This is a genomic window from Cutibacterium sp. KBN10P07758 (assembly GCF_050286205.1).
Lineage (GTDB): Bacteria > Actinomycetota > Actinomycetes > Propionibacteriales > Propionibacteriaceae > Cutibacterium > Cutibacterium acnes.
This window is the reverse complement of sequence record NZ_JBNNQV010000001.1, coordinates 1,682,959-1,699,832: the sequence shown is the minus strand read 5'-3', so window position 1 is coordinate 1,699,832 and position 16,874 is coordinate 1,682,959. Positions and strand designations below refer to the sequence as shown.

Here is a 16,874-nt window from a genome sequence, read left to right as displayed (position 1 = left end):
TCTAATCGACAAAATTCGAACCGAAAATGTTGCGATAATCAAGAGTAAAACCCTTAGTGAACCAAGGGTCGAGGGAAGTTTTCGAAAACACAGGGGGTGGGGGCGCAAAAGGGCTGGTAATTGGCTAGTCTTTGGTCCGTGGCGACTACAACACTTACTACTCATCAGAGAGCGGTGCGATCAACTGTCGCGGCGAAGGCCCTCATGGCCGTCACCGGGCTGATCTTAATCCTCTTCCTGCTCATGCACATGTTTGGCAACTTGAAGCTGCTCGCTAGTAACGAGGAATTCAATCGTTACGCCGGTTTTCTTCGCACGATTCTCAACCCGATCCTGCCGGGTGAATCCTTCTTGTGGATTTTCCGGATCTTCATGTTGCTGGCGATCGTGCTGCACATTTGGTCGGCGATTCGCGTTAACAAGCAGCGCAACATTGGAACCGGTGGCGCTGGCCGTTACTCGGTTAAGAAGAACCTCTCGCCGGAGAATACCTATGCTGCCCGCACGATGTTCTGGGGTGGCTGGATCATCTTCCTATTCCTCATCCTCCACCTGCTGCAGTTCACCATTAGCCCTGACTTGCTCAATAACCCGCCCACCGATGCAGCTGGACGCGCAGGGATGGTACTTACGGCCTTCAGCCACTGGTGGTTCGTGCTCATTTACCTCATCGCCATGATCGCGGTGTGCATGCACGTCTCCCACGGTTTCTGGAGTGCCTTTGCGACCCTCGGCGTCAACGTCTCTGGTACCGCTCGCGCTGTGCTGCGCGTGTGTTCCTGGATCGTCGCCATCGTGATCTTCGTGGGCTTCATGACTCCTCCATTCCTGGTCCTGTTCGGGGTGATCTCCTGATGACTGCAACTGCTGCATCCAATAACAACGCCGCTCTCGCCGACCAGTACTGGACGACCGGCGACGAAATCCACGACACGAAGGCCAACCATGACCTTCCGATCGAGAAGATCTGGACTGATCGCCAGTTCACCTCGCGTCTGGTCAACCCGGCTAACCGTCGCAAGATGACGGTCATCATTGTTGGTACCGGTCTAGCTGGTGGCGCTGCCGCCGCAACTCTCGGTGAGGCCGGTTACCGCGTCGAGAACTTCTGCTACCAGGACTCTCCGCGTCGCGCTCACTCGATCGCGGCCCAGGGCGGAATTAACGCCGCGAAGAACTACAAGAATGACGGTGATTCGATCTACCGCCTGTTCTACGACACCGTCAAAGGTGGCGATTACCGCTCCCGCGAGACGAACGTTTACCGGCTCGCCGCGGTCAGCGCGAACATCATCGACCAGTGTGTCGCCCAGGGCGTTCCGTTCGCCCGTGAGTACGGTGGCCTGCTCGACAACCGTTCCTTCGGTGGCGTCCAGGTGCAGCGCACCTTCTACGCTCGCGGCCAGACGGGCCAGCAGCTGCTCATCGGCGCCTACCAAGCCCTCGAGCGGCAGGTTCACGCCGGCACCGTGCACATGCACACCCGTCACGAGATGGTCGAGCTCATCGTCGCCGACGGGCGAGCTCGCGGCATCGTGACTCGTGACATGGTTACCGGCAAGATCGAAGAGTGGTTTGGTGATGCCGTCGTCCTGGCTACCGGTGGTTACGGCAACGTCTTCTTCCTGTCGACGAACGCCATGGGCTGCAATGCCACCGCCTCGTGGCGTGCCCACCGTAAGGGCGCTTACTTCGGCAACCCCTGCTACACCCAGATCCACCCGACCTGCATCCCGGTGCATGGTGAAAACCAGTCGAAGCTGACTCTGATGTCGGAGTCGCTGCGTAACGACGGCCGTATCTGGGTGCCCAAGCGCGCGGAAGATTGTGAAAAGGATCCTCGCGACATCCCCGAGGAAGATCGCGACTACTACTTGGAGCGCATCTACCCGTCCTTCGGCAACCTGGTTCCTCGTGACATTGCATCCCGTCAAGCCAAGTACCGCTGTGACGAGGGTCGTGGTGTCGGTCCGAAGGTTCGTGAGGTCGATTCTGACGGCACCGAGCACATGCGTGCCCGTGGTGTGTACCTCGACTTCTCCGAGGCCATCCAGCGTATGGGTAAGGATGCCGTGGAAAAGAAGTACGGCAACCTCTTCGACATGTACCAGCGGATTACCGACGAGAACCCGTATGAGGTTCCCATGCGTATCTACCCTGCGGTGCACTACACGATGGGTGGCCTGTGGGTCGACTATGACCTGCAGTCGACCATTCCGGGTCTGTTTGTCTGTGGTGAGGCCAACTTCTCCGATCACGGCGCTAACCGGCTCGGTGCTTCGGCCCTGATGCAGGGTCTGGCTGATGGCTACTGGGTGCTGCCCAACACCATCACCGATTACCTGGCGGACTCTCCGAAGTTCGGCATGGTCGATGAGAAGCATCCGTCCGCGGTTGAAGCCCGTCAGGCTGTCGAGAGCCGTATCAACAAGCTGCTAACGATTAATGGAACCCGTACCGTCGACTCGATCCACAAGGAACTTGGCCACATCATGTGGGAGTACTGCGGTATGGAGCGCAGCGAGGCCGGCCTCATTAAGGCTATTGGTCTCATCCGCAATCTGCGCAACGAGTTCTGGACCAACGTTAAGGTCACCGGCGTCAACGAGGAGCTCAATCAGACCCTCGAGCGCGCTGGTCGGCTCGCCGACTTCTTGGAGCTCGGTGAACTGATGTGCATCGACGCTCTACACCGTCGCGAGTCTTGTGGTGGTCACTTCCGCGCTGAGTCTCAGACCGAAGAGGGCGAGGCCATGCGTCACGACGACGAGTATCAGTACGTCGCTGCCTGGGAGTGGACTGGCGAAGGCCACAAGCCGACCCTGCACAAGGAGCCGCTGGTCTACAAGTCCATCCAGGTCAAGCAGAGGAGCTACAAGTGAAGATCAACCTGCGAATCTGGCGTCAGCGCAATTCCAAGGATCAGGGCCGCCTCGTCGAGTACACCCTGGACGGTGTTTCCGGTGATATGTCCTTCCTTGAGATGTTGGACATGCTCAACGAGAACCTCACCGCTCAGGGTGAAGAGCCCGTCGCATTTGACTCGGACTGCCGCGAGGGTATTTGCGGTCAGTGCGGCGTCGTCATCAATGGTGTGCCGCACGGTGGTATGGGTGCTGCCCAGCCGGTGCGTACCACTACGTGTCAGCTCCACATGCGCTCCTTCGCCGATGGCTCGACCATCACGATCGAGCCATGGAAGTCGGGTGCCTTCCCGATTCTGCGTGACCTTATCGTGGATCGCTCGGCCCTTGACCGTGTCATCCAGGCTGGCGGCTATGTCTCGGTGAACACCGGTGCTGCCCCGGACGCTCACGCTGTTCAGGTCAACAAGAAGCGCTCTGACCGCTCCTTCGACGCCGCTACCTGCATCGGTTGTGGCGCCTGCGTGGCGGCCTGCCCGAACGGCTCCTCGATGCTGTTTACTTCTGCGAAGATCACTCACCTGGCCATGCTTCCGCAGGGTCAGCCGGAGCGGATGCGTCGTGTTAAGGCTATGGCTGCGCAGAACGACGCTGAAGGATTCGGTGGCTGCACCAACATTGGTGAGTGCGCCTCGGTGTGCCCGAAAGGTATTCCGCTGGAGTCCATCAGCCAGCTCAACCGCGACCTCATTGCGTCGCTGTTCAAGCACGACGGCAAGGACGACTGAGTCCTGACTCGTGTGGTCGATTACTCGGGCTCCGACACCTCGCGGTGTCGGAGCCCGGTTATGTTGTGGAGCACTGCCTGTTGGCGGGCACGAGTGATGGTGGATTTGATGCCAGAGCCATGGGTATGGAAAAATACCGCGGTGTTGTCCGTGTCCGGCTCCTGCCACAGGGGGACAGTCCGGCGCTCGGGGAACGAAATCTTTGTGAACACGAGCACCAGGTGACCTGTGGCACCGGCGAGGAAACACTATGAGCAACATCATCGACGAGATCGACAAGGCCTCGATGCGCGACGACATCCCCGAGTTCCGTCCTGGCGACTCGGTGAAGGTCCACGTCAAGGTTGTTGAGGGTAGCCGTACCCGTGTGCAGGTCTTCTCCGGGATCGTCATCTCGCGTACCGGTGGTGGCGTCCAGGAGTCCTTTACCGTCCGCAAGCTGAGCTTCGGGACCGGTGTTGAGCGTACCTTCCCGCTGCATTCCCCGATCATTGACAAGATCGAGGTTGATCGCCACGGTGCGGTCCGTCGCGCCAAGCTGTACTACCTGCGCGGCCGGCGTGGCAAGGCGGCCAAGATTAAGGAGAGGGGCTCAGCTCGCTGACGTCGTCTTAACAGCAACGGGGTTTCGTTACGGCGAAGCCCCGTTTTTGTATGGTTCCACTCACATCTGGGGTAGGCGCGTCATGATGCAGCTTTTTTCTGTGCGTTGGTTACACTGCAAGGTGGCACCCGACGGGAAGTTCCCACAGGGGATGAGGGAGAGGTTTTGCCGTGGCGGATGACTACCGGGCGAGGCGGGCTGCAAACGGCGACACCAGGGACTCTGACGATGCAACAGCACGTGGGGAACAGGCGTCTGGGTGGCAGCGCTTTCGGTCGGGGGCGATCGAAGTTGTTCTCATCGTCGTTGGTGCCCTCATCATCTCAGCTGTGCTGCGTGGTTTCGTCGCTCAGATGTTTGTCATCCCGTCGAAGTCTATGCAAAACACCTTGCAGGTGGGCGACCGCGTGATCGCGGTGAAAGCCGCCGATTTTCATCGGGGCGACGTCGTCGTGTTCAAAGACACCGAACATTGGCTACCTGCTGCCCAGGATCGCCGCTCTGTTCCAGGACAGATCCTCGAATTCGTCGGGTTGTTGCCTAACAAGAGCTCGAACTACCTCATTAAGCGAGTGATCGGCATGCCTGGGGACACCGTTGCCTGCTGCAACGTCAACGGCCAGGTGACCGTCAACGGTAAGGCGCTTGACGAGCGGTCATACCTGTACTCCGAAAATGGTGAAATGGTTAAACCCTCGGCGATGGAATTCCGGGTCACTGTTCCTCGGGGGCGGATGTTCGTCTTGGGGGACCATCGCAATGCCTCGGGTGACTCGCGCTATCACCTCCAAGACCTTGATCCGGGTGAGTATACGGGCGCTCCTGCGTTTGTGCCGCTCGATGACGTCGTTGGGCCGGCAAAGGCCATTCTCATGCCTCTCAATCGCATTGAGGGACTGGGGACTCCTGACATTTTCCGAGGAATCCTGGATAGGTCGTCGTCAGCTCCAGGCAAGGCGCGCATCTGCGTCGGTAACGCGTGCTGCCCTAAGTGACGGATTCCATGTCGGTGCGAGTCGGGTCGGGGCCGATGGGCCATGAACGGGCCCTAGCGAGGGCCGGACTCGGCCCCGTGGCCGGATGCGACGAGGCGGGGCGGGGCGCGTGTGCAGGGCCATTGGTAGCCGCAGCTGTCATTCTTGATGATCGCAGATCCGGCAGGATTGCGGGGCTAGCAGATTCCAAGACACTATCTGCGGCCAAGAGAGAGGCCCTGTTTAACGTCATCATGGATAAAGCTTTGGCAGTGTCGTGGGTACGTGTAGAAGCCGACGAATGCGATCGGTTGGGGATGCAGGAGGCAGATATCAGCGGCTTAAGGCGTGCCGTGGTGAGGCTGGGAGTTGAACCGGGATACGTGCTGTCGGACGGTTTCCCGGTCGACGGACTCACGGTTCCCGATCTGGGAATGTGGAAGGGCGATTCAGTGTGTGCGTGTGTGGCAGCTGCCTCCATCGTGGCCAAAGTGGCCAGGGATCGCATCATGATCGCTATGGACGCCGAGATTCCTGGTTACGATTTTGCGGTGCACAAGGGGTACGCGACAGCCTTACACCAGCGCCGTCTGAAGGAGTTAGGACCGTCTCGTCAACACCGGATGAGCTACGCCAATGTGCGACGAGCGGCTAGGCTTCATTCATCATGAGTGCCGAAGATCTGGAACAGTACGAGAATCGGATGGAGTTGGAGCTCTACCGCGAGTACAAGGACGTCGTCGGGATCTTCAAATATGCCGTAGAAACCGAGAGACGGTTCTATTTGTGTAACGTCGTCGATCTCAAGGTTCGCACCGAGGGGGGCGACGTCTACTACGAGGTGTCTATGGCGGATGCCTGGGTGTGGGACATGTACCGGCCATCTAGGTTCGTCAAGAGCGCCAAGATCCTTACCTTCCGCGATGTATCCATTGAGGAGATCGTGCATGCTGACTTTGACGAGGTGCCGTCTAAGTAACGCCAGGCTCGCATTCCTTGACGTTACGTGTCCATGTCCAATCCTGTGACGTGAGTGTGGGCATCGTGTGGTCTTGACCGGTTTCCACTCCGAGTCGGAATCGTCTGTAGACCTCGTAGGTCATCTACTTATCGGTGGCTGAGGTTTCGTTACCGGCGTGGGGCTTTGTGGATAACTTATGGTGCTTCTGATCCCGAAACATTGATCTGTGGATAACTGAATAATCAGGTGTTCTCCGACGATAACTGTTGTCGGAGGTGGTGAATGATGACACCTAAGCCATTGTCGGCAGAGCTGACGACCCCGCGTGGAGCTGCGTTGCGTGGGCGTCGTGGTTGCAGACCCGCGTTCGGTGCGTGGGGCGAGGATCTTGCCGCTCAGTATGTGGAGTCCCTGGGATGGACAATCATCGCGCGTAATTGGACGTGTGATGTGGGAGAGATTGACCTCATCGCGCGTGACGACCAGACCGTTGTCTTTATCGAGGTGAAGGCCAGGTCAGGCACTGGCTTCGGCGACCCGCTGGAATCTATTACGACGGCGAAGGTCCGTAAGCTTCACGAACTAGCACTGGCGTGGTTGGTTAACCAGGACGACGGGGTCCACTCGGTGCGGATTGACGCCATCGGTGTCATGGTGCGCCCGGGCGCCGAGCCAACTGTCACACATGTGCGAGGTATCCGGTGACCGGCGCAAGTGCGTGGTCGGTCGCGTTGGTAGGGATGGAAGGCTCCATGGTTGAGGTGGAAGCCGCAATTTCGTCCGGACTGCCGCGTACCGTGCTTGTCGGTCTGCCAGACGCGGCCCTCCACGAGGCCCGGGACCGATGTCGGGCCGCTGTCTGCGCGACGGGGTTGTCGTGGCCTAGCAATGTGTTGACGATCAATCTCACGCCAGCTGGCCTACCAAAGGCTGGGACGCATTTTGATCTGGCCATTGCTGCAGCGACGCTGGCTGCTGATGGAAAGGTCCCACAGGCTCTCTTTGGATCGACGGTTCTGATTGGAGAACTTGGGCTGGACGGCCGAGTACGGCCTGTGCGCGGCGTGCTGCCCGCGCTGCTAGCGGCGCGGGAGGCTGGGTTTGAGCGGGCGGTAGTACCGGCTAGTCAGAGTGATGAGGCCAGTCTCGTCGAGGGATTGACGATCTGGCCAGTCGGCCATCTGGGTGACGTTGTCGACGTGTTACATGGTCGTCCAGTGGTGCCTCCTGAGGGCCCCATTGTGGGGTCTCCCGACACCGATCCGGGGATAGGAGACCTAACGGAGGTTATCGGCCAGCACGAGGCGCGCCGAGCCCTTGAAGTAGCGGCAGCGGGGCGTCACCACATTCTGCTACGTGGCGCTCCTGGTTGTGGGAAATCTATGTTGGCACGACGGTTACCTGGGATTCTTCCCCGACTTGATCACCGTGACGCCCTCGAAGTCACCGCACTGCATTCCTTGGCCGGACGAGGGAGCGGGCGTCTCATGACGAGGCCCCCACTCGCTCAACCCCATCATTCGGTGTCGATGGCGGCCATGGTCGGTGGGGGAGTACGTATTGCCCAACCCGGCGCGATCTCGCTAGCGCATCGAGGGGTGTTGTTTCTCGACGAGGCTCCGGAGTTTGCGCCAAAGGTGTTGGACTCGCTGCGTGGACCGCTGGAGACGGGGGAAATCGTTATTGGACGTTCTCAGGCACACACGACGTTCCCGGCTCGGTTTCAGCTTGTTATGGCGCTCAATCCGTGCCCGTGTGGGCTGGCCGATGACCCATCGGGACGGTGCACGTGCACTCCGCAACAGGTTCGCCGGTATTCAGGTCGGCTTTCGGGCCCGATCCTAGACAGAGTGGACGTCACAGTCAGGATGCGACCGCTGACGTCGGCGCATCTGCTTGATGCGTCAGCTCTGCCCGCGGGGGAATCTAGTGCAGCGGTGCACGAGCGGGTCGCGCAAGCCCGTGAGCGTGCTGCCGCCCGGTGGCGGGGAGTTCCCTGGCGATGCAACGCCGAGGTTCCAGGAAAAGTCTTACGGCAGATGTTGCCGGCCAATGACGCCACTCGAATCATCGAAGATGCTCTGACAACCGGACGGCTCACGGCGCGAGGCGTCGACAAAGTGCTGCGAATCGCGTGGACGGTGGCCGACCTCGAGGGCAAGGACGAGGTTGACAAAGCGTGTGTGGCGGAGGCCATGGGAATGCGACGAGGGAGATTGCGATGACGTGGACGAGCGAGAGATTGGCGCGGGCCGCTCTGACAGCTGCTGCCGAGCCGGGGGTGATGGCGAAACGACTAGTTGAGATGACCGCTGAAGAGCTGTGGCAGCACATGCTTACCGATTCTGGCGAACGATGGCACAAACGAGCTAAATCGCTCGACGTCGATCAACTCGTGGAGCGGTCGGAAAAGGCTGCGATGAGGTTCCTCATTCCAGGGGATGAGGAATGGCCCACGGGTCTCGACAGCCTCGCGCGGGTGGGGAAATCTGGAATGGGTGGGGCACCTGTGGGGCTGTGGGTTACGGGGCCTGCTCACCTCGCTGATATCTCTCAGCGGGCGGTGGCCATTGTGGGATGCCGGTCTGCTAGCAGCTATGGTCAAGACGTTGCCGTAGAAATGGCCTACCGCTTAGTACGGGGACACTGTGACGGAACGGGAAGCCATACTGTTATATCTGGCGGCGCGTTCGGTATCGATGTGGCGGCTCACCGTGGGGCATTGTCCGCTCGCGGAAACACGGTTAGCGTCCTCGCATGTGGACTTGACACCCTTTATCCCCGTGGCAACAGCGCAGTGCTGGAACAGATCGCGGGAACAGGTGCCCTCGTTTCAGAGCTACCGCTGGGTCGTCACCCGACGCGACCTGGATTCCTCGCCCGAAACCGGCTCATCGCGGCACTGACGACTGGCACGGTCGTTGTGGAAGCTGGATGGCGGTCGGGAGCGATCAATACCGCGTCGTGGGCCAACGCATTAGGAAATGCCGTCATGGCAGTCCCCGGGCCAGTGACCTCGAGTCGGTCGACGGGGACGAACAAACTGATCCGTGATGGTGAGGCGATCTTGGTGCGCGATGCTGACGACGTCAGAGGGATTGTTGGGGAGCTCGCCCCAGAACCGGAGAGACCAGCAGGGCGCAGCTTGCCGACTGACATCCTGGATGCCATTGAGCTGGCTGTTCATGAGGCACTCCCCGCTCATGGATCGTGCGGGCTAGATGAGTTAGCGGTTTTGGCTGGAGTTCCCGTTGCTCAGTGTTCGGCTGCGCTAAGCGTCCTCGAACAACTCGGCATGGCGGCTTGTTGCCTCGACGGCACCTGGTCGGTCACGCTGGCAAGGGAGCGGAGGTGACACTCTCTAGATTGAGCAGGAAGCGCTTGAGGCGAGGACCACCGAGATAGCCTCCTAGCTGGCCGTTACTGCGTAGCACGCGGTGGCACGGAATGAGGATGGGCAGAGGGTTTGTTGCACAGGCGTGGCCGACGGCGCGTGACGCATTCGGCCGTCCAATGATGCTCGCAAGTTGGCGGTAGCTGACAGTTTGCCCATAAGGCACTGTTTGCAACCCGGTTAGTACAGTGCGTTGGAAGTCCGTCGTCGCAGAAAGATCCAGCGCTACGTCGAATGAGGTCCGCGATCCTGACAAGTACTCGGTGATCTGTGCAATGGCACAAGAGATGATGTCACCGCTGCGGCGAGCATGTGATGTCGAAAGTGGCGGCGGTGATGGATCTGTCTTGACGAAGACGAGCCGACTGAGCCCATGAGCGGTAGCTGTTACTTCTAACTCGCCAATGGCGGTGTCAAAGCGGTGCTGGGACTGTGCTGTCATAGCAGGAAGCGGGCCGGGCACCTGATGCCCGGCCCGACATTATCAACCCTTTAGCTTGTCAGCCGCAGCCTGGACATTGTGCTTGAGGTCATTCGCCTTGTCTTTGACGTCCTCGACCTTCTGAGCTACCTTGCCACTGGCCTTCTGATCGGCGCCCGCGCTCTTGAGATCGCTGTCATCGGTGAGGCCACCGATCTTCTCCTTAGCAGCGCCGACGGCTTCGTCGCTCTTATCACTCAGGCCCACAAGTCACTCCTTTCGTTGGTCCCAGGGCCGCAGGTCAGCCCAGGGACATACCCATATTTTACTCGGCTACCCAAGTTCGACTAGGGGTTTGTATCCAAAGGATTGTGGGATTGTCGGGGATTCAAAGAGCGAGGTCAAGCGATGAGGGACAGCAGAGGTTGCGTCCCCTCGACTCATCGCGGGACGCAACCTCAGGCGGAATCAGGACGGGTTAGCTCACTTGTTGTGGGCGTCGATCCAGTCGATGGCGGTCTTGATGACCTGATCCTTAGTGGGCTCATTGAAGATCTCATGCATGAGGCCATGCCACTGGATGATCTTCTTGTCCTTCGAGGTGATGGCGTTGTACCAGTTGACATCGAAGTAGCTGGGCACCAGGCCGTCGTTCTCGCCATGCATGATCAAGGTTGGAGCCTTGAAATCGTGGGCATTCATGACGTTGTAAGCCTCGGCGACACCCATCTGCTCGACGAGTCCGAGACGCATGTAATGGTTGTACAGCGGGTCGCGGTGCCAGTGGTCGAAGCGGACTGCCGGATCGGAACACAGGCCGTATGGCGGGTAGCCGGGCAGAATGATGTCAGCAGACAACGGACCCGAAGGCATCCGAATCGCCTTGGGATTTTTGACGAAGTCCTTCACTAAGCGCCCGTTGAAGCTGGTCAGCTGGGCCATCGGGAGAAGCTGGCTGATCTGGGGCAGGGCGTGACGGGCAAAGAAATTGAGATTGTCGGGGGTGATGGTGGTGGCTCCCTCGGTGTCGGGACCATCCACGTTGACGATGGTGCCGCCGCCGGAGGACACAATGCCGTCAACAGTTCCTGGATACATGATTCCGTAGGACTGTATGTACGGCGATTCCACCCATTGAGTGGCCCAGCAGGAACACCTTCTTACCGGTATTTTCCTTGTGCGCGGTACCGACTACCTGATGGATGTCGGACTCGATGTTCCACCAGTCGTCGAACTGGCCGCGCGGGATAGCGTTGTTGATGTACGGGGCTGCGCTACGCCCATGGCCACGATTGTCGAAGCGGTAGACGCTGTAGCCAGCGTTGGTAAGGCTCTTAGTTAGGTACTCGTAGTTGGAGGAGTTCTCCATAAGCCCGTGCACCAGGACGACAGCTCCCTTGGCGTTGGGGACGATGTCCTTGCGGTAGAAGAGCTGGGTTCCCAGCTTATCGGTCGTCTTGAAGTAGCCGGTCTCCTTGTGGACCTGGTTGATAGCGGGTGCCGCTGCAGCTGGCTGGGAACTGGTGCCGGTGTTGGCCAGGGCCGGAGTTGCCATGGTTACGCCGGTCACCGCCATGGTACTGGCAACCGCCAATGCGCTGAGTTTGCGTGGGAATGACATCAAGATGCTCCTTTGCGTCGATTGAGCCGCCTCATCCTCGAAGGCGATTGCTACGTACGATAGGAGCCCTGAGGTTCGTCATGGGCTGCCGGCGAGCTGGTCTGGACAACCGTGCATGAGGCGAATTTCAGCCTGGGAGGATGACCATCCTCGGTATCGTTAGCGCGATTATCCCATCTTGCCTTTGCAATGGTCGTTATTGAGCAGTAAGCCATGGTTGCACAGTGACGGCGGATAGGCCCACTTGTAGGTGCGGTGAGCGTAGCGTGCACCATGAGTCGCCCGCGTCAGGAGCGTGGCTGCTGGTCGCGGTCGCCAGCATACGTGTCGTCACTGGCAATGGTGTGACCGGGAAGCGAAAGCAGTTTTAACAGTCTGCCCCCCAACTCTTAGTGCCTGGGCTGGCCGTGATCGATGGCGGAGTGAGATCGCGGCCGCCTTGGTTGCTGTCTCGCATTGGCCAGGTCTAAGGGCTGGAATTCACTAACCCGACCTCTCCTACACACAACTTGACACAACACGACTAAAAACAAAGGTCCCCGGCCAAGAAAACTTGGCCGGGGAGCAATCCCGGGGTGTCCGAGAGAGGACTTGAACCTCCACAGCCTTAATCGGCCACTAGCACCTCAAGCTAGCGCGTCTACCAATTCCGCCACCCGGACTCGGGGCGCCGATTCCACGCTTTTGCGCGGTACCGGACAGTCACAGAACTGTAATGGACCTTCGGTCAGCAATGCAAATCAGTGTCCATTGAGCGCCCCGATTGGGGGCGTAGCCCCTTCCTGGTGACACAATCGCGACATGTCAGATCTGTTCAGTATGACCGTCGAGAACCTTGTCGACGGGCCAGATTGCCCGCAGGCCGAAGTTGTCGACATCTGCTCGCGAATGATTCAGATCGACTCGCAGAATTTTGGTCCACAGGACGCTCGGGGCGAGGTCGAGATGTGTCACTACGTGACCGGGCTCCTCGATGAAATCGGAGTCGGCGTGACCCTCCACGAATCCGAGCCCGGCCGTGTCACCTTGGTCGCCGAGTGGGCGCCGGAAGGTACCGATACGAGTCGTCCCGCCCTGCTGCTGCACGGCCATAGCGACACCGTCCCCTTCGAGGCTGCCGACTGGACTCATCACCCGCTGTCTGGCGAGATCCACGACAACTGCGTGTGGGGGAGGGGCGCCATCGACATGAAGGGGTTTCTGGCGATGGTCCTCTCGGCTATTCGAGCTCGTCAGCGTCGAGGTGAAGTGCCGTCCCGCCCCATTCGCTTCATCATGTTCGCCGATGAAGAATGCTCCGGAACCCTCGGTTCAACGTGGCTCGGGGCCACTCATCCGGAGGCCTTTGACGGCGTCACCGAAGCCATCAGCGAAGTCGGTGGTTTTTCCTTGACGACGCCGCAGGGCAAGCGAGTTTACGTCATCCAGTCCGCCGAGAAGGGGCTGTGGTGGTTCCGGATGAGCGCCACCGGCAGCGCAGGGCACGGGTCTATGCGCAACCCGGACAACGCCGTCACCCGTGTGCTTGATGCCCTGTCCCGTATCGACTCCTACCAATGGCCCGACCTACATCACCCGGTCCAGGAAGAGTTCCTTAACCAGGTCGCCGCCATGTGGGGTCTGACGATCGACCGCGATGATCTCGAATCCAGCCTGTCTCCCATCGGGTCCCTGTCGCGCATGGTGGCTGCGTGCTGCGCGCACAATGTCACCCCGACCGTGCTATCGGCGGGTTACAAGGTCAACGTCGTGCCGACGCGTGCCAGCGCCGAGGTCGACGCCCGATTCATCCCCGGGGCCGAGGAGGATATGATTTTGACGATTAAGTCTTTGGCTGGTCCTGGAATCGACTTCGAGACGATCTCCCGCAAGCCGGCAACAGCGGCGCCCTTTGAGGGAGCAGCCGTCGATGCGATTCGCCGGGCCGTTGACGCTGAGGACCCTGGGGCTGTTGTGCTGCCCTACCTCAATTCGGCAGGAACCGACGCTAAAGGGTTCGCAGTTTTGCCTGACGGTCGACGAATCAATTACTACGGCTGCACTCCGCTGAGATTGCCGGCCGACTTCGACTTCATCAATCTCTTCCACGGAGTCGACGAGCGAGTCCCCGTCGGATCCCTCGTTTTCGGTGCCAAGGTCGTCGATCACATACTGCAGGAGGCCTGATGATGAGTGTCCCACATAAGAAGCCGGAGGGCGGACCAACGGCAACCCTTATCCTGGACGGCCAGGAATACACTTTGCCCGTTATCGCAGGAACCACCGGCGATCGAGTCATCGACATTTCTAACCTTCGTCAACTAACCGGCGGGGTGACAACCTTCGACCCGGCATTCGCCAATACTGCGTCCTGCCGCTCGGCGATCTCGTGGATTGACGGCGAAGAAGGCGTGCTCACCTATCGTGGCCTACCCATCGAGACCTTAGCTAAGGAGCGCGTCTCCTTTGTGGAGACCGCCTGGCTGCTGATCTTCGGTCACCTGCCCACTGAGGCTCAACGCGACGACTTCCGGAATCGCTTGACCGAGTATTCGGCATTACACCGGTCGATGAACCTTCACTTCAATGCCTTCCCACCTAACGGCCACCCGATGGCGATCATGTCCTCGATGATCAACGCGATGAGCACCCACGACCGTCCGCGAATCACTGATGAGGAGTCCTTCACCGACGCGGCTGCCAAGCTCATGTCCAAGGTGAGGACGATCGCGGCTGCTTCTTATAAGGCGTCTATTGGGGAGCCAGCGATTTACCCGCGCTATGACCTCAAATATGTCGAAAATTTCATGCACATGATGTTTTCTCTGCCGTACCGCGCTTACGAGCCGGATCCGGTGGCGGCAAGGGCCCTCAACCTGTTCTTCGTGCTACACGCTGATCACGGCCAGAACTGTTCGACCTCGACAGTGCGGATGGTTGGGTCCTCGGGTGCCAACCTTTTCACGTCGTGTTCAGCCGGAGTGTGCGCTCTGTGGGGAGACCGCCACGGTGGCGCCAACGTCAACGCTGTGCTCGCCTTACAACGCATCCGCGATTCTGGACTCATCCCACGTCAATACCTGGCGAAGGCCAAAGATTCAGGGGAGAGGATTTCTGGCTTCGGGCACCGCGTCTACCGCAATTGGGACCCCCGAGCGAGAATCTTCCGCAGTGTCGTCGGTCCGCTGCTCGACACCATGCACAAACCGGATCCGCTGCTCGACGTTGCCATGGAGCTGGAGGAAGCTGTGCTGGCCGACGACTACTTCATCGAGCGCAGGCTGTACCCCAACGTGGACTTCTATTCCGGGATCGTTTTACGCGCGCTAGGCATTCCGCTGAACATGTTCACTGTCATGTTCGCTATCGGGCGGATGGCTGGTTGGATCGCCCACTGGAAGGAGGTTTTTGAGGATCCGACAACGAGGATTTCCCGTCCTCGCGAGCTTTACGATGGTCCGGTATCGACTCCGTGGGTGCCACGCGGCGAGCGCTGAGCTCTTCGACCCTAGGCTTCTTCGCGGGCGAGGTTTGGCCCGCCGGTGATGTCGTCGAGGGCTGAGGTGATCTCCTTAGGAAGACTGACCTCGTCAGCTCCGAGCAATTCTTCGAGCTGTGAGGTGGTCCTCGGTCCGACAAGGGCCGAGGCGACTACAGGGGCATCACGCACCCATGCCAGCGCGATTTGCGGGACCGTCGCTCCCAGCCCGTCGGCCGCCTTCACAATAGCCTCGACGACAGCGTTGGACTTGCGCGTCAGATAGGGCTGCACGAACCAAGACAGGCGATCAGAACCGCCCCGGGAATCCTTAGGAGTTCCGTGTCGGTACCGGCCTCCCAACACGCCGCGACCTAGCGCTGACCATGCCAGAAGTCCCATCCCGTGGTGCTGGGCCGAAGGAACGACCTCGATTTCAGCACGTCGAGCCAGCAAGGAGTATTCCACCTGGTTACTGACTAGAGGGGTCCGTGTTCCTGTTGCCCGCTGCCAGGTCGCTGCCGTGGCGGCTTGCCAACCCACGAAGTTGGAGACCCCGACGTACCGGGCCATTCCCGATGTCACGGCATGGTCGAGTGCCGCACAGGTTTCTTCGATGGGGGCATCTCCCCAGGCATGAACTTGCCAAAGATCGACGTGATCGGTGTGGAGACGGCGCAGGGACCCTTCGAGGTCGCGCAACAGCGCACTGCGTGACGTATCGACGATTCTCTTATGACCTTCAACAATGAATCCCGCCTTGGTCGCTATGACAAGGTCATCTCGACTGATATCGGTATGGGTGAGCTTTCCGATGAGTTGTTCGGCGAACCCGCCTCCATACGCTGGTGCGGTATCGACGAGATTGCCACCGGCGTCAACGAAGCGACGAACCAACGAGCGAACCTTACGAGCGTCGGTTTGCCCGCCCCATGTCAGGGACCCCAGCCCAATGGCAGATACCTTGAGGCCGCTGGCCCCGACGGTTCTCATGCGCATGTGCATCCTCCTCGTCCTCGATCACCCTAACGGAGCACCCTCAAGCCGACCTTGAGACAGAACAGCGAAGCCTGACGTCTCCAAGCTCGTCATTGGCACCCCGACGAGCCTGCAGGGGTGGCATCGAGTGCCGGCGGCACTTTGGTGGAGACACCCAGCGAAACGGTCGCCAACCCGCGTATCTCGATCGCGTAGCTAGGGTAGGAATATGACTCGTCGCACCTTCCGACTCGAACGACCCGACCGCGTGGTGGTCGGCACCGTGGGCCAGCCAGGAGCGCGTGTCTTCCATCTGCAAGTCCGTGAGGGTTCCCGAGTCGTGACAGTCCGTTGCGAAAAGGTCCAGATCGATCAGCTTGCCCTTCAAATGGACAGGATCTTGGACGGTCTGGCTGCGCATGTTGCGGATGTATTCGTCCCACCGTCAGTCGACAACCCAGACGATCTGGCCCCTCTCGATGCGCCACTCGAGGAAGAGTTCGCCGTTGGGACGATGGCGATGGCCTTTGACGATGAGACTAAGCGCATCGAGATCGAGATGTACGCTGCCAGCGATGACGAACTCATGATCAAAGACCCAGCAATGCTGCTGACAACCCTCCCTGAGGTGGCCCCAGATTCCCTGGAAATCCTCATGACGACGTCTCAAGCTCGCCAGTTCGTCGCGAGGTGCCGTGTCGTCGTCGCATCCGGGCGTCAATACTGCCCATATTGTTCGCAGCAGATCCTCTCGGCCGAGGGCCATCTGTGCCCGCGGTCGAATGGCTACCGTAAGCCCCTGGTGTGGTGAG

General features: G+C 59.6%; 19 protein-coding genes and 1 tRNA gene. 13 read left to right on the top strand and 7 right to left on the bottom strand.

What is annotated here, in order from left to right; all coding sequences use genetic code 11:
* The first annotated feature begins 174 nt into the window (after positions 1–174).
* The 3 genes from ACOYO3_RS08435 to ACOYO3_RS08425 are packed head-to-tail and all read left to right on the top strand — an operon-like array spanning position 175 to position 3,652.
* Entirely contained in the window at positions 175–855 is a 681-nt protein-coding gene (locus ACOYO3_RS08435; protein ID WP_002516098.1) for a succinate dehydrogenase cytochrome b subunit, read from the top strand.
* Entirely contained in the window at positions 855–2,882 is a 2,028-nt protein-coding gene (locus tag ACOYO3_RS08430; protein WP_002524758.1) for a fumarate reductase/succinate dehydrogenase flavoprotein subunit, read from the top strand. The genes ACOYO3_RS08435 and ACOYO3_RS08430 overlap by 1 nt, the downstream gene beginning before the upstream one ends.
* Positions 2,879–3,652, top strand: coding sequence for a succinate dehydrogenase/fumarate reductase iron-sulfur subunit (locus tag ACOYO3_RS08425; protein WP_002518371.1), 774 nt, complete (start codon positions 2,879–2,881; stop codon positions 3,650–3,652). The genes ACOYO3_RS08430 and ACOYO3_RS08425 overlap by 4 nt, the downstream gene beginning before the upstream one ends.
* Before the next feature lie 20 nt (positions 3,653–3,672).
* On the opposite strand, the gene ACOYO3_RS08420 is transcribed toward ACOYO3_RS08425, so the two are convergent.
* A complete protein-coding gene (locus ACOYO3_RS08420; protein ID WP_002514243.1) occupies positions 3,673–3,870 on the bottom strand; it encodes a hypothetical protein in 198 nt (65 codons plus the stop codon).
* Positions 3,871–3,902: 32 nt separating this feature from the next.
* Between ACOYO3_RS08420 and rplS the strand changes: the two genes are divergently transcribed.
* From rplS to dprA, 7 genes are all read left to right on the top strand, one after another.
* Positions 3,903–4,256 (top strand): 50S ribosomal protein L19, encoded by a 354-nt coding sequence (gene rplS, locus ACOYO3_RS08415; RefSeq protein ID WP_002514242.1) that lies wholly within the window; start codon positions 3,903–3,905, stop codon positions 4,254–4,256.
* Between the two features lie 170 nt (positions 4,257–4,426).
* Positions 4,427–5,251 (top strand): signal peptidase I, encoded by an 825-nt coding sequence (lepB, locus tag ACOYO3_RS08410; RefSeq protein ID WP_002524757.1) that lies wholly within the window; start codon positions 4,427–4,429, stop codon positions 5,249–5,251.
* Between the two features lie 8 nt (positions 5,252–5,259).
* Positions 5,260–5,901, top strand: a complete 642-nt coding sequence (locus ACOYO3_RS08405; RefSeq protein ID WP_002550847.1) for a ribonuclease HII — start codon at positions 5,260–5,262, stop codon at positions 5,899–5,901.
* A complete protein-coding gene (locus tag ACOYO3_RS08400) occupies positions 5,898–6,209 on the top strand; it encodes a DUF2469 domain-containing protein (RefSeq protein WP_002516103.1) in 312 nt (103 codons plus the stop codon). The genes ACOYO3_RS08405 and ACOYO3_RS08400 overlap by 4 nt, the downstream gene beginning before the upstream one ends.
* A gap of 264 nt (positions 6,210–6,473) precedes the next feature.
* Complete coding sequence (locus ACOYO3_RS08395; RefSeq protein ID WP_002518423.1) at positions 6,474–6,896, top strand: YraN family protein; 423 nt, start codon at positions 6,474–6,476, stop codon at positions 6,894–6,896.
* A 35-nt stretch (positions 6,897–6,931) separates the two neighbouring features.
* On the top strand, positions 6,932–8,416 hold the full coding sequence (locus ACOYO3_RS08390; protein ID WP_002524756.1) for a YifB family Mg chelatase-like AAA ATPase: 1,485 nt from the start codon (positions 6,932–6,934) through the stop codon (positions 8,414–8,416).
* A complete protein-coding gene (gene dprA / locus ACOYO3_RS08385) occupies positions 8,413–9,546 on the top strand; it encodes a DNA-processing protein DprA (RefSeq protein WP_002516129.1) in 1,134 nt (377 codons plus the stop codon). The genes ACOYO3_RS08390 and dprA overlap by 4 nt, the downstream gene beginning before the upstream one ends.
* Here the strand turns inward: dprA and ACOYO3_RS08380 are convergent.
* The 5 genes from ACOYO3_RS08380 to ACOYO3_RS08360 form a co-directional block, all read right to left on the bottom strand.
* Positions 9,521–10,048: a methylated-DNA--[protein]-cysteine S-methyltransferase gene (locus ACOYO3_RS08380; RefSeq protein WP_002526413.1), complete on the bottom strand. Its 528-nt coding sequence runs from the start codon at positions 10,046–10,048 to the stop codon at positions 9,521–9,523. The genes dprA and ACOYO3_RS08380 overlap by 26 nt on opposite strands.
* Before the next feature lie 21 nt (positions 10,049–10,069).
* Complete coding sequence (locus ACOYO3_RS08375; RefSeq protein ID WP_427305848.1) at positions 10,070–10,273, bottom strand: CsbD family protein; 204 nt, start codon at positions 10,271–10,273, stop codon at positions 10,070–10,072.
* A gap of 216 nt (positions 10,274–10,489) precedes the next feature.
* The gene (locus ACOYO3_RS08370; RefSeq protein WP_002519332.1) at positions 10,490–11,104 is read right to left on the bottom strand and encodes a serine aminopeptidase domain-containing protein; all 615 of its coding nucleotides are present in this window, start codon (positions 11,102–11,104) and stop codon (positions 10,490–10,492) included.
* Positions 11,085–11,627: an alpha/beta hydrolase gene (locus ACOYO3_RS08365; protein ID WP_002518388.1), complete on the bottom strand. Its 543-nt coding sequence runs from the start codon at positions 11,625–11,627 to the stop codon at positions 11,085–11,087. The genes ACOYO3_RS08370 and ACOYO3_RS08365 overlap by 20 nt, the downstream gene beginning before the upstream one ends.
* Before the next feature lie 576 nt (positions 11,628–12,203).
* Positions 12,204–12,289: transfer RNA gene (locus ACOYO3_RS08360), tRNA-Leu, on the bottom strand.
* Positions 12,290–12,428: 139 nt separating this feature from the next.
* On the opposite strand from ACOYO3_RS08360, the gene ACOYO3_RS08355 reads away from it, so the two are divergent.
* Together ACOYO3_RS08355 and ACOYO3_RS08350 are read left to right on the top strand one after the other, a co-directional pair.
* Positions 12,429–13,793 (top strand): M20/M25/M40 family metallo-hydrolase, encoded by a 1,365-nt coding sequence (locus tag ACOYO3_RS08355; protein ID WP_002520206.1) that lies wholly within the window; start codon positions 12,429–12,431, stop codon positions 13,791–13,793.
* Positions 13,793–15,103 (top strand): citrate synthase, encoded by a 1,311-nt coding sequence (locus ACOYO3_RS08350; RefSeq protein WP_002516118.1) that lies wholly within the window; start codon positions 13,793–13,795, stop codon positions 15,101–15,103. The genes ACOYO3_RS08355 and ACOYO3_RS08350 overlap by 1 nt, the downstream gene beginning before the upstream one ends.
* An 11-nt stretch (positions 15,104–15,114) precedes the next feature.
* On the opposite strand, the gene ACOYO3_RS08345 is transcribed toward ACOYO3_RS08350, so the two are convergent.
* Positions 15,115–16,089, bottom strand: a complete 975-nt coding sequence (locus ACOYO3_RS08345) for an aldo/keto reductase (protein ID WP_002519334.1) — start codon at positions 16,087–16,089, stop codon at positions 15,115–15,117.
* A gap of 202 nt (positions 16,090–16,291) precedes the next feature.
* Here ACOYO3_RS08345 and ACOYO3_RS08340 point away from each other — a divergent pair, with 202 nt between their 5' ends.
* The gene (locus ACOYO3_RS08340) at positions 16,292–16,873 is read left to right on the top strand and encodes a DUF3090 domain-containing protein (protein ID WP_002516128.1); all 582 of its coding nucleotides are present in this window, start codon (positions 16,292–16,294) and stop codon (positions 16,871–16,873) included.
* Position 16,874 lies beyond the last annotated feature (1 nt).

Coding starts and splice junctions, on each gene's coding strand:
- dprA (WP_002516129.1), top strand. CDS start 8,413: ATGACGTGGACGAGCGAGAGATTGGCGCGGGCCGCTCTGACAGCTGCT.
- ACOYO3_RS08390 (WP_002524756.1), top strand. CDS start 6,932: ATGGAAGGCTCCATGGTTGAGGTGGAAGCCGCAATTTCGTCCGGACTG.
- ACOYO3_RS08340 (WP_002516128.1), top strand. CDS start 16,292: ATGACTCGTCGCACCTTCCGACTCGAACGACCCGACCGCGTGGTGGTC.
- ACOYO3_RS08430 (WP_002524758.1), top strand. CDS start 855: ATGACTGCAACTGCTGCATCCAATAACAACGCCGCTCTCGCCGACCAG.
- ACOYO3_RS08355 (WP_002520206.1), top strand. CDS start 12,429: ATGTCAGATCTGTTCAGTATGACCGTCGAGAACCTTGTCGACGGGCCA.
- ACOYO3_RS08395 (WP_002518423.1), top strand. CDS start 6,474: ATGATGACACCTAAGCCATTGTCGGCAGAGCTGACGACCCCGCGTGGA.
- ACOYO3_RS08365 (WP_002518388.1), bottom strand. CDS start 11,627: ATGTCATTCCCACGCAAACTCAGCGCATTGGCGGTTGCCAGTACCATG.
- ACOYO3_RS08405 (WP_002550847.1), top strand. CDS start 5,260: ATGTCGGTGCGAGTCGGGTCGGGGCCGATGGGCCATGAACGGGCCCTA.
- ACOYO3_RS08370 (WP_002519332.1), bottom strand. CDS start 11,104: ATGTATCCAGGAACTGTTGACGGCATTGTGTCCTCCGGCGGCGGCACC.
- rplS (WP_002514242.1), top strand. CDS start 3,903: ATGAGCAACATCATCGACGAGATCGACAAGGCCTCGATGCGCGACGAC.
- ACOYO3_RS08350 (WP_002516118.1), top strand. CDS start 13,793: ATGATGAGTGTCCCACATAAGAAGCCGGAGGGCGGACCAACGGCAACC.
- ACOYO3_RS08345 (WP_002519334.1), bottom strand. CDS start 16,089: ATGCACATGCGCATGAGAACCGTCGGGGCCAGCGGCCTCAAGGTATCT.
- ACOYO3_RS08400 (WP_002516103.1), top strand. CDS start 5,898: ATGAGTGCCGAAGATCTGGAACAGTACGAGAATCGGATGGAGTTGGAG.